Consider the following 15,288-nt stretch of genomic DNA (forward strand, 5'->3'; position numbering starts at 1 on the left):
GACCGATGACTATTTTTGATATGGCTTCAAACTCATCAATTCAAAATTGGGTGCCTGTACATCACTTCCCATGGCAACCCTGATATTCAGAACACCATCGTAAGCCGATTTTTCAAAACCCGACAGGTCATAGTAATCCATACTTTTCACCGCACCTTCCGTCGGCAGTTCTTTTAGTTCTGCAAACACAGGCCCATCCAAATTCATACCGTTCAACATAATACGTATCGAACCACCCTCCTGAGTAATAACCTCATCATGATCTACCTCCAGACCGGATATTTGTTCGATCATTTTCATGATAGTAAAATTATTATCACCGGAAAAATCATCAGGAGAATAAGTTTTTCTCTTCACTGGATCCTGATATTCTCCATCCACTTTCAGACAGGTATGGGTACTGATATTCCCGCTTTTAAACTGACCCTTGTTTGGACGTGTAATAAAAGATTGTTCAGCGATACCCGGTGCATTTACCTTCACGATGTAGATGTTATCTGTATCGAAACCTTTTAAGCTATATCCACCGCTGAGATCAGAGATACGGGTAGCTACAATTTTGTCTGGATCATTTATATCAAAAAATGTGATTGTAGCGAATGGAATCATTGTTTGTTTGGCAGACTCCATACCTTCACTATAAACATATCCTGCAAAATAAGTTGTATTCTGTGATTGAATGGTGAATGTCGCTGCAATGCCAAGCAAAACTGATAAAAATATACCTTTTGTTTTCATATTTGTTTAATTTTTTAAGATGTTTCTATTTTTGTCTTGAGAATTTTGTAGTTGAAATTATGGATTATATAATCCTCCTCTGTGAAGTCATCATCCAATGCACATAACGTTTGCCCTTTCTTTTCTAATCTGTTTTGTGAACAAATACCTGGACAGGAAGGTAGAAGTTTACATTTCTTGCAATTTTCGGTTATACGGATACTCATCCTATCCATCAGCCTATCTGTTCTCCAATCAATAAACCCCTCTTCGCATAGAGATCCTTCACTGTTGTCATCATTAAAATCTCTGGCAGTACACTTATAGACTTTACCATCGTAATTAATTACAGCTTGATTGTACCTATCAGCATAACAAATGCAACCCTTATGATTCTTAAGTATCATGAAATTAACAAGGAATCGTCTACTGTTCGCATAGCTTATAAAGTTAAAAAGAAGAGACTTATCAATAGAGTTACTATCTACTTGCCAAACTTTATGTAGTGATATGGATACTTTTTTCCTGTCACAGAAGTCCAGATCATCTATAAGGGAATTTAAACCGTTCAGTGTTTCATTTGAAAAATTAATCCGGACAATTACCGAAGTTTGCTCCAATTGGGCACAAATTCTACTGATGTTATTTAAGATAATATGATATGTCCCATTTTCTTTGCCAGTCACTTTTCTTATTCTCGTAGAATCATGACTTGATTGATTTCCGTCAATAGTAATCTGAAAAGAAGAATCACATTCCTGTAATACCTGCAGTAAACTTTCAGGAATAATTGTCCCATTAGTCGTGAAATGAACATGCAATTTAAAACCGTATTCAACGGCTAGGGCCTTAATATTAGAGACTAACTCCACTATTATTTTAGGCCTTAATATTGGTTCGCCGCCAAAGAATTTCAAATTTAGAAAATCAAAAGGTTCTACCGAAAACTTATACTTTATGTGATTTATTATACTATCCATGTGATGATCGGACAATCTAGACTTGCTGATATGGCTTTCATAACAATACCAGCACTTTAAGTTACAATCTAATGTTGGATTGATGGTTAAATCGTAACTTCTTGTAGAAAACCGTTCTTTTTTTATGAGTTTTCATATCTGTTAATTTTTTACGTTCATTATACTCATTGTGTATTTATAGAGTATAAATGGGGGGGGGGTAGTAAATATGAGTCTTACGTTTTGTGAGATTAACTCCTGTGACTATTTTCGCTCATTTTGCTTGCAAGCTATCTTAATGTACCTTTCTTCCACATTGCGCACTGCAAAGTACTTGGCTCACTAATTCAAAAATGTTTCATTTGTAATTGAAAATTATAACCACTTCACTTGACCAATCTAAAGTTTTATTGGTCATTCGATCAATATCATAAGGGCTCTAACCCATTTTTAGTTACTCGATAAGGTATTCCATTGATATAAACAATTTCACCCTCGTCTCCCGAATCGGAATTACCACCTTTGATGGATTGCATCGCTGCTTGATCTAAAATTTCAAAATTTTTAGTTTTTTGAATTGATTTCATATTATCCTCCTTTTTATTATTGATTTTTTACGCTACAAACGTACTACCCTTTTGTTTTTATGTTGATAATCATTCAATAATCTTTACATAATCTGAAAATAATCTTCTCCTAATCATCCTTTCATATAACTATGAAACAAGGCATTAACATCTTTGCAAGTAGCGTAAAATTAGGCGAAAAATGTAGGTATTCTCCTATTTTTTTACTATTTTTGTCACTGGAAGTGCGAAAAACAATCAACATGAAATGGAATTTTAGGACGATATTGATTGCCTCGGCATTGGCTTTAAGTGTGCTGCTTTTATCCCAAGGTATATGGGTTCGTAATTCCATGTCCAAAAGAGAGGAAAACAGGAGTAATGATTTTCAACGCTGTTTTAGCAACTCGATAACCTCTTTACTTAATCAACAAATGGGAAAAGATGACAACACGCCATATAATATTGAACCCATTGAAGATATGTCTGAGATTGCAGACGGAAACGGAATTCATTTAGAAACTATATCTGCTTCAGAAAATGTCTCAATATTACTTGAAAACGCGTTGATTATTCTGCTTATAGAAAAAGGGAACTTCAACATTTCCCGTCTCGATTCCCTGATAAACAACTGCATTACAACAGGTATAGGAGACATTCTATCCGCGGATTTAACTCTTCAAGATTCCGAGAATCTTCCAATAGATAGCATCACTTATACGGCAGGGCATACCGGTTTTCGCTCATCGGAACTGTACGTGGCGGAAAGGGCATTGACATCCCGTGACAGAACATACACCATACGCGCTGAATACCGTATCGCGCAACCGGCCAATTTGAGAAATATGGGCATCGCAACCTTGGTGTCTCTTTTGGCATCCATCGCGGTCATTTCCATATTGTCCTATTTACTCTATGTCATCCGGCAGCGGCATAACCAGATACAAAATATGGAACGGTTGTTTCACGGCGCCATCCATGACCTGAAGGCCCCGTTGGCGTATGTCTATTTTTTACTCTCCTCGTTAGAAGAAGAGGAAATGGAGATGGAAAGAAGGGAGTCCTTGTCATTGACCACGGAAAAAGTATCGTCCTTGACCGGAAAGATCAACCGGTTCCTCCAATCGAAAAAAGATATCAAACAAATACTAAAGAAGGGTAAAAAGAGATTTTTCCTTTACGACATGACTGAACAGATAGAGGCTGAAATAGACACGATGTTTCCCGGTAAGGAGATTCTTTTCCACAACGAATGCGATGCCGAGTTATCCATTGCAGGTTCTCCCGACCACCTGGAAGCAGTCCTCCGGATTTTAGTTGAGAACGCGGTGAAATACAACAGCAAACAACCGGAGGTTACCATCCGATCCTGGAGAGACGAGGAAAATATCGTCATTGAGATAGAAGACAACGGAAATGGAATCCCGCACAATGTCGTAAGAAAACTTTTCAAACCTTACTATACAACCGACAATGAACATGGAACCGGTATAGGACTATATTATGCGAAAAGCATTATAAAGGCACATGGAGGGAATATCTCCGTAGAAAGTGTCGTGGGAAAGGGTTCGACCTTCACCATCACACTGCCGAATACAAACCGATGAAACAATCACATAGATATGAATGAGCAAAAAATAAAAGTACTCCTTGTGGATGATGACACACTGCTTGGAAACGAGATTGTGCGTGAATTAAACAAAAAAGGGTGTGACGTTACTTATCTGAACGCTGTATATGGTGTGTCAGAAGCCATACAAAAAATAGCCCCCGATGTGCTTGTTTTCGACGTGGAGATAGGGGAAGAGAATGGCATCGAGTTGGCGCATACTTTGTATGATGGCAATCCTTCTTTACCCATCGTCTTTATCTCTTCGCACCATGAGGAGCAATTAAAAGAAAAAGGACTACTTCTCGCCGGCGCGGTGGCTTATCTGGATAAACCTTTCTCCGCAAAGCTATTAATGGCACACATCGACCGCTTTACCCGTGAACGGAAAAACAATACGAGCAATACCGGCAATCAACCCAAGAAGATGGGAAATATTTTATTTGATTTACAAAACAGGGCGATCATTACCGAAAAAGGGAAAATTAAAGAATTACGCCCAATGGAGTTCAACATTCTTGAAAAGTTAGCATTCCATTTCGGAGAAACCGTTTCAAGAGAAGAGATACTACACGCAGCATGGAAAGGGCAGTCGGAATACTACAACGACCAGAGCCTCAACAATTATATCCGCCGGTTGAGAACCCTTCTGGAAGAAGACACCAATCTGGAAATAGCGTCAATGAGAGGAATGGGATACCGGTTAAGGGATGTCCTTCACCAATGACACCACATCATCTTCCAGCGTAAACTCGCCGGCATCAATCAGGAAGCGGAGGACAAGAATGACCTTATTCCCGTTTTCTTCCGCATTCTTCGCATTCTGTTCTTTGTCCGACACGGCATCCACCAACTCATTGAGCCGCAGCGATCCTCGCTGTTCCAAACAGTTCTTCAGCTTATTGCCGATCCGGCGGAACAACCAATTCGGCAGGCCGGTCGCATTTTTCTTCAGACAGACATCGCAATGGCCGCAATCCGTTGCGGCGATTTCACCGAAATATATCAGCAACATCCTGCTCCGGCATACGTCCGTTTTTTCGGCATAATCAATCATCGAAAATATCCGCTTCTCGAAGCGTTTTTTCCGTTCTTCATACACACTGCGGGGAATGGAGACGAACTTCGTCTCTTCCCGGGAGGTGGAAAACACGATAAAAGGTGTTTTCTTCTGCGGTATATAGCGAATATATTTCGCCCTGGAAAGGGCGATCAGCATCTCACACACCTCGCGACGGCTTTTCCCGATCTTCACCGCCAACAGCGACTCATCGATATAGACATCGTCCGCAAAAACACCGGTATAGTTGCGGAGTAGAGCATGCACAAGCGCGTCCATCTCTTTGTCCAGATGAAGTGAATAAATCTCATCCCGATAGACCAGGAAACGCACCCGGGAACGCATGTCAATCTCCTCGGTGTATTCGATATAACCGGCCAGTTCCAGCACTTTCAGCGCATGGTGGGTCTGCAGGAAAGGGAGTTTATAGGGCTGGCAGAACTCCTGGAGGCCGAAATCATAGACATCATTATACCCTGCCCCCACGGCTATCTGGTAATAATTCCCCAACGCTTCATAGACCCTCAGTATAAAATCACGGGTAGGGAACGAATCCGCTATCCTTTTTTTCAACTTGGCGCTATCGGCCTTTGTATAGAGAATAGTGGCATAGGAACGCTCCCCGTCACGCCCGGCACGTCCCGCCTCCTGAAAATATTCTTCAAGCGAGTTGGGAAGATCCAAATGGATCACGGTGCGCACATCGGGCTTATCGATCCCCATCCCGAAAGCATTGGTGGCCACCATCACCCTGCAATCATTCATCTTCCAGGCGTTCTGTCTGAACACCTTATCCTCATGGGAGAGGCCGGCATGGAAGAAATCGGCCGAAATCCCTGCCTTCCGAAGTGACTGGGCAACCTCGGCCGTCCTTTGCCGGCTCCTCACATACACGATGGCCGATCCGGGAACCGATTGAAGGATATGCATCAGTTCCGCCGTTTTGTTCTCCACAGTCCGCACCACATACGACAAGTTTTCCCGCTCAAAACTCATCCGGAACACATTCTTCTCTTTGAAAAGCAGCTTCTCCTGAATATCGTCCACCACTTCTTTAGTAGCCGTGGCAGTGAGCGCCAGCAAGGGAACGCCCTCCAACAGCGTACGGATCTCCGCAATCTTCAGGTAAGAGGGACGGAAATCATAGCCCCATTGCGAGATACAATGCGACTCGTCCACCACCAACAGGCAGACATCCATAGCCTGCAGCTTTGCGATAAAAATTTCGGAAGAGAGACGTTCGGGGGAGACGTAGAGAAATTTATAATCCCCGAAAATACAGTTCTCGAGCGTGGTAATAATCTCGTCACGCGACATGCCCGAATAGACGGCTGCCGCCTTAATGCCCCGCTCACGAAGGTTATCCACCTGGTCTTTCATCAAGGCTATCAGGGGTGTCACCACCAGGCAAATCCCTTTCATGGCCATCACCGGCACCTGGAAGGTCAATGACTTGCCGCCGCCGGTGGGCATTAAACCCAAAGTATCCTTCCCTTCCCATACAGATTGTATAATCTCTTCCTGAAGAGGCCGGAAAGTGGAATATCCCCAGTTTTCACGTAGTATATTATGAAAAAGATCCGGTTGCATACGCAAACGCCCTGTGTTGTTTACTCCTTTATATCCTTTATTATAAGCTGAGTAAAGGAATTGCTGCCATGCCTGTTCTCTTCGAGGGTGTAACAGATGTCCACCGGCAGGCCGGCTTTAATACGTTGATAAAAATCATGCTGGCTAAACGCGATACCGGGAAATGCCCGGTCACTTGTCTTATCCACAATCTCCAACTTGATATGACGGCCGTCTTTCCCTACAAGCCTGCTGTTTCCGGCATCATACACTTCTCTGGTAAGAAATATGGGATTTTCGTTTTCAGGACCGAAAGGATTGAACAGATCGAGACCGGAAATGAGTGACGGGCTGATTTGTGAAAGTGATATCTCCGCATCTACCGTGATCTGTGGCAGCATCATCCTTGCCTCCACACCATCAAAAGAAAGCATGTTGAACCGCTCGGTGAACGCTTCCAAATTCTCTTTCCGCAACGTCAGTCCCGCCGCATAGGTATGGCCTCCGAAATTCTCGAGGATATCACGGCACGACTCAATGGCTTTGTACACATCGAAACCGGGAACCGATCGGGCCGACCCGGAGATCATTTCTCCCGATTTGGTGAGCACAACCGCCGGACGATAGTATTTCTCGGTCAGCCTCGACGCCACAATCCCCACGATCCCCTTATGCCATGTCTCGTTATAGATGACAATACTCTTCTGTTGGATGATATCAATATGGCTATCTATATAGGCGATGGCCTCATCCGTGATCTTCTTGTCCAGTTCGCGCCGGTCTTCATTGTACTTATCGATATTCTTGCTCTTCTCCCTGGCGGAAGTCATATCGTTCTCGATCATCAGGTCAACCGCCTCCTTGCCGTTCATCATCCGCCCGGAGGCATTGATACGCGGTCCTATCTTGAATACGATATCGTTGACGGTAATCTGCTTGCGCTGTAGTCCACAGACTTCTATGATACCACGGAGTCCGAAGCTGGGATTCGAGTTGAGTTGCTTCAACCCATGATACATCAGGATACGGTTTTCCCCCGTAAGCGGGACAATATCGGAAGCGATACTTACCGCCACCAGGTCGAGCAACGGCTCTACCTCGGAAAAAGGATATCCGTTCCGTTGTGAGAAAGCCTGCACTAACTTAAAACCGACCCCGCATCCGGAGAGATCACTATACGGATAGGTAGAATCGAGCCGTTTCGCGTCCACCACGGCCACGGCATCCGGAAGCTGATCATCCGGCATGTGATGATCGCAAATAATAAAATCAATACCTTTTTCTTTGGCATAGGCAACCTTACTTACGGCCTTAATGCCACAATCGAGAGAGATAATGAGCTTTACGCCTGTCTCAACGGCATAATCGATTCCCTGAAACGAAATGCCATACCCTTCATCGTACCGGTCCGGAATGTAATAATCAATATTACTTGTTATTCCCCGAAAGAACTTGTACACCAACGAAACTGCGGTCGTACCATCCACATCATAATCCCCGTAAATGAGGATCCGCTCTTTGTTACCCAGAGCCCGCTCAATCCGCCGGATCGCTACATCCATATCAGGTAACAGAAAAGGATCATGCAACTCCTTGAGTTTGGGATACAAGAATCCGGTTGCTTCTTCCTTAGTCTCTATACCTCTCTTGATAAGCAATTCAGTAAGAACGGGATGTAAATTTAATTCTTTCGCTAATTCATTTTTTCTATTTTTTTGGTCGTTTGTAAGGGTTGAATAATTCCATCTGTAAGTCATTTATATCGTTTTTTTCTTTTCTCTCTCAAATCCCGAATCGGCTTCGGAAGCACTGCAACAGGATGTAAAAAGTCCGGCGGCAAAAGATCTCAGTAATGGCATATCGATATACCATTCCGAAGTTGTAAAGGTAATACTATTTTTTTCTTTTTCGTTTATTTTACACAATAAATAACCCATTTTCTCCGGATCAATTCTTATTTGTACCTTCTTATTTGTACCTTTGTACATCAAAATCAATGCAAGAATGGAGATTGCGGCACTGGTATCAGGAGGAGTAGACAGTTCAGTTGTAGTACACCGGTTAAAGGAAATGGGCTACGACCCGACCATCTTTTATATAAAAATAGGGATGGAGGACAAGGACGGATATATCGACTGCCCGTCGGAAGAAGATATCGAGATCGTGTCATTCATCGCCAGAAAATATGGATGTCGCTTTGAGATAGTGTCGTTACATGAGGAGTATTGGGATAGCGTGGTACGCTACACCATCGATTCGGTCAAACGGGGATTGACACCCAATCCCGATATGATGTGCAACAAACTGATCAAATTCGGTGTTTTTGAACAGAAATGGGGCCATCAGTTCGATAAGATTGCGACCGGGCACTATGCCACCACCACGGAGTTGGATGGATTGACATGGCTTTCCACCGCGAAAGACCACGTAAAGGACCAGACCTATTTTCTGGGGCAAATAAGCTATATGCAAGTCTCTAAACTGATGTTTCCGATCGGCGATCTGCTTAAGTCGGAAGTACGGACTATTGCCGCCCGGGAGAAGTTACCGTCAGCCCAACGCAAAGACAGCCAGGGCATTTGTTTCCTGGGAAAGGTAAATTACAACGAATTCATCGAACGCTACCTGGGTAGAAAAGAGGGCCTTATCGTGGAACTGGAAACCGGCAATATCCTGGGCAAGCATCAGGGTTTCTGGTTCCATACCATCGGTCAGCGCAAGGGGCTGGGATTGAGTGGAGGCCCCTGGTTCGTGATCAAGAAAGATGTACAGCGGAATATCGTGTATGTTTCTAAAGGGTACGACACGATACACCAGTATGGTGAAATCATCAACCTGCAAGGATTTGAGTTTATCACCAAAGATATCTGGGGTGATTTTGATGGAGAAAAAGAGATTACCTTCAAGATAAGACATACACCGGAGTTCACACCGGGAAAAATTTCAAAGATCGGTGATTTATACCGTATCCATTCCTCCGAGCCGGTGCAGGGCATTGCTGCCGGACAATTCGGGGTGGTATATGACACCGAGAAGAATTTGTGCCTGGGGAGTGGGATGATATATTGAAGTGGAAAGATGCCTGAGTGATTGAGTGGATAAGCGGATAATGCACTTCGTGCGATAAATGATATATGCTTCGCATGATAATAGTTGCGCCGATACACACTTCGGCGATAGTTCTCTCTTAAGTTTTAGTTTTTAGTTCTTAGTTTTAGTTTTACAATATGAGACGAATATTTATTGTAGTTTTCCTCTTTTTGCTGTTATCTATCCCAAAGATACAAGCGCAATTTGAGGGAACCTTAGGATTGGGTGTCCATGCAGGATATGGAGCGGAGGTCAACAATCTGGGTGGTGGAATACATATTCATTTCTACCGGACAAATAATATCCGGTTCGCGCCTTCATTTACCTATTTTCTGGAAGACAAAGGAGAAAATATGTGGATGACGGACCTCGATGCACATTACATCCTGCCGGTTTCCTACTCTGCCTCACTATATCCGATTGCTGGTCTGCATTACTCCCAATGGAAGTACGATGCTTCAAAAGGGAACGGAGATTCCGAGAAGGACTGGACAAAGAATCGTCTGGGTGCGAATCTTGGCCTCGGGTTTCAGCATGACATAGCCTACAGGGTACGGGCTAACTTCGAGCTGAAATACCAATTTATCAAGGATTACTCGCAGGTATTTTTCAGTGCGGGAATAGGATTCTGGTTTTAATAAGTGGAAAGGTGGAAAAGTGCCTGAGTGGAAAAGTCTTGGTTCTTGACTCTTGGTTCTAAAAGTCTTTATTCTTTATTCTTTACTCTTTACTCTTCAAATATGAAAGATCTCATTACTAACGAAATAAAAAAAGAAAACGCCGTACTCGTAGGACTTATTACACCCGAACAAAACGAGGAGAAGGTGAATGAATACCTCGACGAGCTGGCATTCTTGGCAGAAACAGCAGGTCTTACTCCCGCAAAACGTTTTGTGCAGCGCTTAGAGATACCCAATACAGTGACGTTTGTGGGTAGCGGAAAACTGCAGGAGATAAAGAATTACGTGGAAGAGGAGGAGAATGAGATCGGTGTGGTTATCTTTGATGACGAATTGTCTGCCCGCCAACTCCGCAATATAGAGAGAGAGCTCAAGATCCGCATCATGGATCGTACCAGCCTGATTCTCGACATCTTTGCCATGCGTGCCCAGACAGCACATGCCAAGGCGCAGGTGGAACTGGCGCAGTACCAGTATCTGCTGCCGCGATTAACCCGTATGTGGACGCACCTCGAACGGCAACGGGGCGGTGGCGGTACCATCATGCGCGGACCGGGGGAAACTCAGTTGGAGACCGACCGCCGTATCATCCTCGACAAGATATCGCGCCTGAAGCAGGAGTTGAAAGAGATCGACAAACAGAAAAGCGTCCAGCGCAAGAACCGGGGAAAACTGGTGCGGGTAGCATTAGTGGGATATACCAACGTAGGGAAATCCACATTGATGAACCTGTTGAGCAAAAGCGAGGTATTTGCAGAGAATAAGCTCTTTGCCACGCTCGACACGACCGTGCGCAAGGTGACCATCGAGAACCTGCCGTTCCTGCTTACCGACACCGTCGGATTTATCCGCAAACTCCCCACCCACCTGATCGAGTCTTTCAAGTCGACCCTCGACGAGGTACGCGAAGCCGATATCCTGGTACATGTGGTGGATATTTCACATCCTGCCTTTGAAGAACAGATAGAAGTGGTAGAAAAAACCCTGTTCGAGATCGACGAAACAGAAAAACCCTCCATCCTTGTCTTCAATAAGATTGACGCTTTTTCACATGTCGAGAAAGATGAAGACGACCTTACTCCGAAGAAACGGGAGAATTACACACTCGAAGAGCTAAAACAGACCTGGATGCACAAGATGAAGGAGAACTGCATCTTTATCTCAGCCAGGGAGAAAACAAACATCGACAACCTGAAACAGGTTATCTATGATAAGGTAAAAGAGATTCATATCACCCGCTTTCCCTATAACGACTTCCTGTATCAGAATTACGAAGAGGAAGAATAAGAGGATAGCCGGAAACTTAACTACACCAATTCTTCAAGCCGGATAATTCCTGCACGGGTAAAGGAAACCCGGAAGCGCTTGTAATCCATCTGGTCTTCAAATTGCAACTGCATCAGAATATTCAGATAGTAAATCTTTTCTCCGTATATCTCAACGGATTCGCCTTCTTCATTGAGGTAGTAAATCGCCTCTTCGGGGTTATCCGTCTTTTGCATGAAACGGGAGAGGTGGAAACGCATGATATCATTTATCCCTGCAATCGGATATTCACTGTTCTTGTTGATTTCCACCCGGTCCAGAAATACTTGCTTGCGGTAAAGGATAATTTTTTCGTCGGTTATACGATTCTCTGCTTCCACCAAAGCACTCCTGCTCCTCATATTCATCACTTCCCGGGGCACTTTGTCCTCAGTAATAAAATCGACCGCTTCCTTGATCCATCCTATTGAAGCATCCTTGATGCCTATTTCGGTCTTATTGTCAAAATACCGGTTAAGCCGTTTATGCGCAAAATAGTAACGCATCAATTCCTTGATACGGTCTTTCAGCATATAGCTTACTACCAGTGCAATGAACAGCGGCATTGTAAAGTTGCCGTATTTCATCTGGAACGAGAATGCCACGGTCGTGGCAAAAATCATGGAGAGTCCGGCGGCAAGACTGTAATAAATTTGCTCCACCAGCACACCATCTTTCTTTTTACGTGCCCGTAAAAAGAGATCGCTTTCGGCATATTTCTTCAAGATGCTTCTCCTGAAAATAAACTCCCTGTTTTTTAATGGATTATCCTTATCCACGCTGATATATTTCATCTCTTTCCGGTATGCTGCCTCATCGTGCCATAATGAAGTCAGGAGACCGATAGATTGCTCATACTTCCCCGCATCCTTTCTCTGCAGGAAACCGATAAGATAACACGTTCTTTGGTCTACCAGGTTGCTGATATATTCATCGGCAAAGAAAAAATAATTGAGATATTCGGAAGAGATGGTCGGCACATTGATAATTTTCCGGAGATACCTGAATTTCAAAAGGATATTCCTGACACTCTCCACATAAGAAGCAATCAGATATTCCATATCATCTTTGATATTATTTTTCAGCAGATGGACCACTTCATCGCGGATAGCACTTTTAAAGATGGCGGTGAACATTTTTATCTGGGATTCATACTCCTTGATGGCGGTACGTGTAGGCTCACTGGCAGTCTTATGGAAAACCCGTTCCAGATTCTTCAATGGAATAGCCTCACCTTCACATATCTCCCGCAACAAAAAAACGGGAGTTATCAACCGGATATAACTCTTTACATCCCGGTAAAAATGGCTTTTATCATAGGTAAGGGAATTGATATCGAGGCTATTCGGAATGAACATCCAGGTGTTGATAGAAAAATTGCTCTGGTCGCGTTTACGGCGAACATGGAATCCTACCTTGAACTCAATGGAAAACTTATCATGTATCTTAGCTGCAATATCAATCATTTTATCAACCTTCTCCTATCTTTTTAAAAGAATAATCCGTTAGTGTATCCCAACCATCTGAATACCGTCTCTCCCCAGACAATAATCATCACCCAGGCAATGATCATCATCGTAAAGCCAAATTTAAATGTGTCGCTCCAACTATACTGGTCCGTGGTATATAACAACGCAGCGGGTTTACTGTTGAACGGCAACACATATACGTGATTGTTCAGCAATGCCACCGGAAAGGCGAGGCTCAACGGATGGAAGCCAAACTGTTGTTCAATACCCAGTGCAATAGGGATGAATATCAATGTACGCATCGTCTTGGACTGGAATATCAATGCGCTGAAAAGCATCAGGAATGTCAGCACCAGATAGATTATCCAGAAAGGGGTAGCCGCGGTGATTCCCAGCTTGGCAAAAGAGACATTGACGATTGTCCCGGGTAAGCCGGTGGCATCAAGACCTACGCCCAACGCATACGCGCCTGCGGAGAACAGCATCAGGTGCCAGGGAATATCCACTTCGTTCCAGTTCACAATCCCTATTTTGGGAAGTAATGCCACGATAGCCCCCGCGAAGGCTACCGTTGTCTGACTGATACCGTGTTGCTTGTCTGTCGCCCACAGCACGAGTACCGCCACAAATATGGCAATAGCCTTATATTCCTGCACCCCCATCTTCCCCATGTTGTGAAGTTCCTCTTTAAGGCGTTCCATTCCTCCTTCAATCTGGGGGACTTTTTCTTCTTCCTTTAGCGGGAAAATAATTTTGGATCCCACAAACCATGCAATAAGGATCAGGATAATAGCCAACGGGAACCCGGCGACAAACCAGTCCTGATAGCTGAATATCCTTCCGCCGATCGCTCCCGCCATCAATGCCGCGGCCAACAGGTTGGAACCGGCACCGGTGAGGAAACCTGAGGCCCCCACATTGATCTGGAACAGGTTTTGCAAGACCAGGTTCCTCCCGAAGTTATTTCGTTTGCTTCCTCCGGTAGCCCCATAGATGGCAGCAATGACCATAAAGATAGGCAATAAAATGGCAGCTTTGGCTGTTGTGGCCGAAATAAAAGCAGAAAGGACAATATTGATAATGATAAAACTGAAAATTATCCACGACGCCGATTTCCCGAAGCGCACCATAAACCACAATGCAAAACGCTTGGCCACCTGCGTCTTCACCAGCATACTGGCAAGCACAAAAGAGAGGATATTCAACCACATCACCGGATGTCCAAGTTGTGCAAAAGCGGTCTTCTCGGTGGTAACCCCAAAAACAACAATGCCGAAGATTACCAGTAACGATGTCAGGTAGTTGGGCAGGGCCTCGGTAATCCACAGCACGATAGCTGCAGCAAATATGGCAAGCATGGCGTAATTGATCCTGATAAACGCCTCATAACCCAGAATATCCAGGCGTGCTGTCGCTGTGGTATCCAGGCCATCCGCCGAGAGCGTATTCAGGAAAGGTATATCGATAACCCAGTAGATCAGTGCAAAAACGATGATAGCCAAAGGGGCTCCCACCATAGCCATCCATTTTTCAACACCGGATTTTTGCATCTTAGGCAGTTTCTCTATCCGGTAATTATTCATGTCGAGCGGATCGAATTTCGTCTCTTTTTCCATTCTCTCTTCTGTTTGGGAAATTTTCAGGTACGGGACACGTGTCATACAGACTACGTCTCCCGAAAAAGCTTGTAACTATGTCTCAGGTAGTATAAAAATAACGTTTATAAAGAGTCGTGACTACCACATGGCAGCACGACTCTTCATGAAAACAGATTCAAATTGACTCTACCACTTGGTATAAGGATTCTTCATCAACATCGAATTGTAAAAACGGGCATCGCCGGTCACTTCTTCGCCCAGCCATTCCGGTTTTTCGAACTGGTCACCTTCGCTGGATAATTCTATCTCCGCTACAACCAATCCCTGGTTTTCACCATAGAACTCATCCACTTCAAAAGTAAACTTGCCTGATTTTACTTCATAACGGGTTTTGTCGATCACGCCCGGTTCGCAGATCTTAAGCAGCTCCTCTACTTCCGTTACCGGGATCTCTTTTTCCCACTCATAGCGGGATGCTCCGCTTGCGCTGCCCACTCCCTTTATGGTGATATAACCCTTGTCGCCTTTGATACGTACACGAACGGTGCGTTCGGGAACCGACGAGAGGTATCCCTGGGTAATACGCATCTGCCTGGCCGCTTCGTTCTTGAAAGCATCAGACGTCACCAAAAACTTTCTTTCTATTTCCTGTGCCATGATTGTTAT

13 protein-coding genes are annotated in these 15,288 nt (G+C 44.1%); 5 read left to right on the forward strand and 8 right to left on the reverse strand.

Going from position 1 to position 15,288, the window contains the following annotated elements; all coding sequences use genetic code 11:
• Window positions 1–9: 9 nt before the first annotated feature.
• The 3 genes from ABV001_RS06210 to ABV001_RS06220 all read right to left on the reverse strand — a co-directional run bounded on the left by ABV001_RS06210 (window position 10) and on the right by ABV001_RS06220 (window position 2,263).
• Window positions 10–738: a hypothetical protein gene (locus ABV001_RS06210; protein ID WP_352421991.1), complete on the reverse strand. Its 729-nt coding sequence runs from the start codon at window positions 736–738 to the stop codon at window positions 10–12.
• A 14-nt stretch (window positions 739–752) separates the two neighbouring features.
• Window positions 753–1,823, reverse strand: a complete 1,071-nt coding sequence (locus tag ABV001_RS06215; protein ID WP_352422118.1) for a radical SAM/SPASM domain-containing protein — start codon at window positions 1,821–1,823, stop codon at window positions 753–755.
• A 281-nt stretch (window positions 1,824–2,104) separates the two neighbouring features.
• On the reverse strand, window positions 2,105–2,263 hold the full coding sequence (locus ABV001_RS06220) for a hypothetical protein (protein WP_352421992.1): 159 nt from the start codon (window positions 2,261–2,263) through the stop codon (window positions 2,105–2,107).
• Between the two features lie 242 nt (window positions 2,264–2,505).
• Here ABV001_RS06220 and ABV001_RS06225 point away from each other — a divergent pair, with 242 nt between their 5' ends.
• The gene (locus ABV001_RS06225) at window positions 2,506–3,849 is read left to right on the forward strand and encodes a sensor histidine kinase (protein ID WP_352421993.1); all 1,344 of its coding nucleotides are present in this window, start codon (window positions 2,506–2,508) and stop codon (window positions 3,847–3,849) included.
• Between the two features lie 15 nt (window positions 3,850–3,864).
• Window positions 3,865–4,578, forward strand: a complete 714-nt coding sequence (locus ABV001_RS06230) for a response regulator transcription factor (RefSeq protein WP_352421994.1) — start codon at window positions 3,865–3,867, stop codon at window positions 4,576–4,578.
• On the opposite strand, the gene ABV001_RS06235 is transcribed toward ABV001_RS06230, so the two are convergent.
• Window positions 4,555–6,501, reverse strand: a complete 1,947-nt coding sequence (locus ABV001_RS06235) for a RecQ family ATP-dependent DNA helicase (protein WP_352421995.1) — start codon at window positions 6,499–6,501, stop codon at window positions 4,555–4,557. The genes ABV001_RS06230 and ABV001_RS06235 overlap by 24 nt on opposite strands.
• Before the next feature lie 20 nt (window positions 6,502–6,521).
• Window positions 6,522–8,237 (reverse strand): single-stranded-DNA-specific exonuclease RecJ, encoded by a 1,716-nt coding sequence (recJ, locus tag ABV001_RS06240; RefSeq protein ID WP_352421996.1) that lies wholly within the window; start codon window positions 8,235–8,237, stop codon window positions 6,522–6,524.
• Between the two features lie 247 nt (window positions 8,238–8,484).
• Between recJ and mnmA the strand changes: the two genes are divergently transcribed.
• The 3 genes from mnmA (at window position 8,485) to hflX (ending at window position 11,537) form a co-directional block, all read left to right on the forward strand.
• Entirely contained in the window at window positions 8,485–9,549 is a 1,065-nt protein-coding gene (gene mnmA / locus ABV001_RS06245; RefSeq protein ID WP_352421997.1) for a tRNA 2-thiouridine(34) synthase MnmA, read from the forward strand.
• A gap of 158 nt (window positions 9,550–9,707) precedes the next feature.
• The gene (locus ABV001_RS06250; protein ID WP_083711102.1) at window positions 9,708–10,208 is read left to right on the forward strand and encodes an outer membrane beta-barrel protein; all 501 of its coding nucleotides are present in this window, start codon (window positions 9,708–9,710) and stop codon (window positions 10,206–10,208) included.
• A 102-nt stretch (window positions 10,209–10,310) separates the two neighbouring features.
• Complete coding sequence (hflX, locus tag ABV001_RS06255) at window positions 10,311–11,537, forward strand: GTPase HflX (protein ID WP_352421998.1); 1,227 nt, start codon at window positions 10,311–10,313, stop codon at window positions 11,535–11,537.
• A gap of 20 nt (window positions 11,538–11,557) precedes the next feature.
• Here hflX and ABV001_RS06260 read toward each other — a convergent pair whose 3' ends face one another.
• The 3 genes from ABV001_RS06260 to ABV001_RS06270 form a co-directional block, all read right to left on the reverse strand.
• Window positions 11,558–13,021: a hypothetical protein gene (locus ABV001_RS06260; RefSeq protein ID WP_352421999.1), complete on the reverse strand. Its 1,464-nt coding sequence runs from the start codon at window positions 13,019–13,021 to the stop codon at window positions 11,558–11,560.
• Between the two features lie 23 nt (window positions 13,022–13,044).
• The gene (locus tag ABV001_RS06265) at window positions 13,045–14,640 is read right to left on the reverse strand and encodes a DASS family sodium-coupled anion symporter (RefSeq protein WP_352422000.1); all 1,596 of its coding nucleotides are present in this window, start codon (window positions 14,638–14,640) and stop codon (window positions 13,045–13,047) included.
• 168 nt (window positions 14,641–14,808) lie between these two features.
• Window positions 14,809–15,279, reverse strand: coding sequence for a CYTH domain-containing protein (locus ABV001_RS06270; RefSeq protein WP_352422001.1), 471 nt, complete (start codon window positions 15,277–15,279; stop codon window positions 14,809–14,811).
• Window positions 15,280–15,288 lie beyond the last annotated feature (9 nt).

Origin of the sequence: Proteiniphilum sp. (genome assembly GCF_040307845.1) — a bacterium.
Classification (GTDB): Bacteria; Bacteroidota; Bacteroidia; order Bacteroidales; family Dysgonomonadaceae; genus Proteiniphilum.

Excerpts from the sequence above, each read along its gene's own strand:
- ABV001_RS06230 (WP_352421994.1), top strand. The coding sequence starts at position 3,865 with ATGAATGAGCAAAAAATAAAAGTACTCCTTGTGGATGATGACACACTG.
- ABV001_RS06220 (WP_352421992.1), bottom strand. The coding sequence starts at position 2,263 with ATGAAATCAATTCAAAAAACTAAAAATTTTGAAATTTTAGATCAAGCA.
- ABV001_RS06250 (WP_083711102.1), top strand. The coding sequence starts at position 9,708 with ATGAGACGAATATTTATTGTAGTTTTCCTCTTTTTGCTGTTATCTATC.
- ABV001_RS06225 (WP_352421993.1), top strand. The coding sequence starts at position 2,506 with ATGAAATGGAATTTTAGGACGATATTGATTGCCTCGGCATTGGCTTTA.
- ABV001_RS06260 (WP_352421999.1), bottom strand. The coding sequence starts at position 13,021 with ATGATTGATATTGCAGCTAAGATACATGATAAGTTTTCCATTGAGTTC.
- recJ (WP_352421996.1), bottom strand. The coding sequence starts at position 8,237 with ATGACTTACAGATGGAATTATTCAACCCTTACAAACGACCAAAAAAAT.
- ABV001_RS06235 (WP_352421995.1), bottom strand. The coding sequence starts at position 6,501 with ATGCAACCGGATCTTTTTCATAATATACTACGTGAAAACTGGGGATAT.
- hflX (WP_352421998.1), top strand. The coding sequence starts at position 10,311 with ATGAAAGATCTCATTACTAACGAAATAAAAAAAGAAAACGCCGTACTC.
- ABV001_RS06270 (WP_352422001.1), bottom strand. The coding sequence starts at position 15,279 with ATGGCACAGGAAATAGAAAGAAAGTTTTTGGTGACGTCTGATGCTTTC.
- ABV001_RS06210 (WP_352421991.1), bottom strand. The coding sequence starts at position 738 with ATGAAAACAAAAGGTATATTTTTATCAGTTTTGCTTGGCATTGCAGCG.
- mnmA (WP_352421997.1), top strand. The coding sequence starts at position 8,485 with ATGGAGATTGCGGCACTGGTATCAGGAGGAGTAGACAGTTCAGTTGTA.
- ABV001_RS06265 (WP_352422000.1), bottom strand. The coding sequence starts at position 14,640 with ATGGAAAAAGAGACGAAATTCGATCCGCTCGACATGAATAATTACCGG.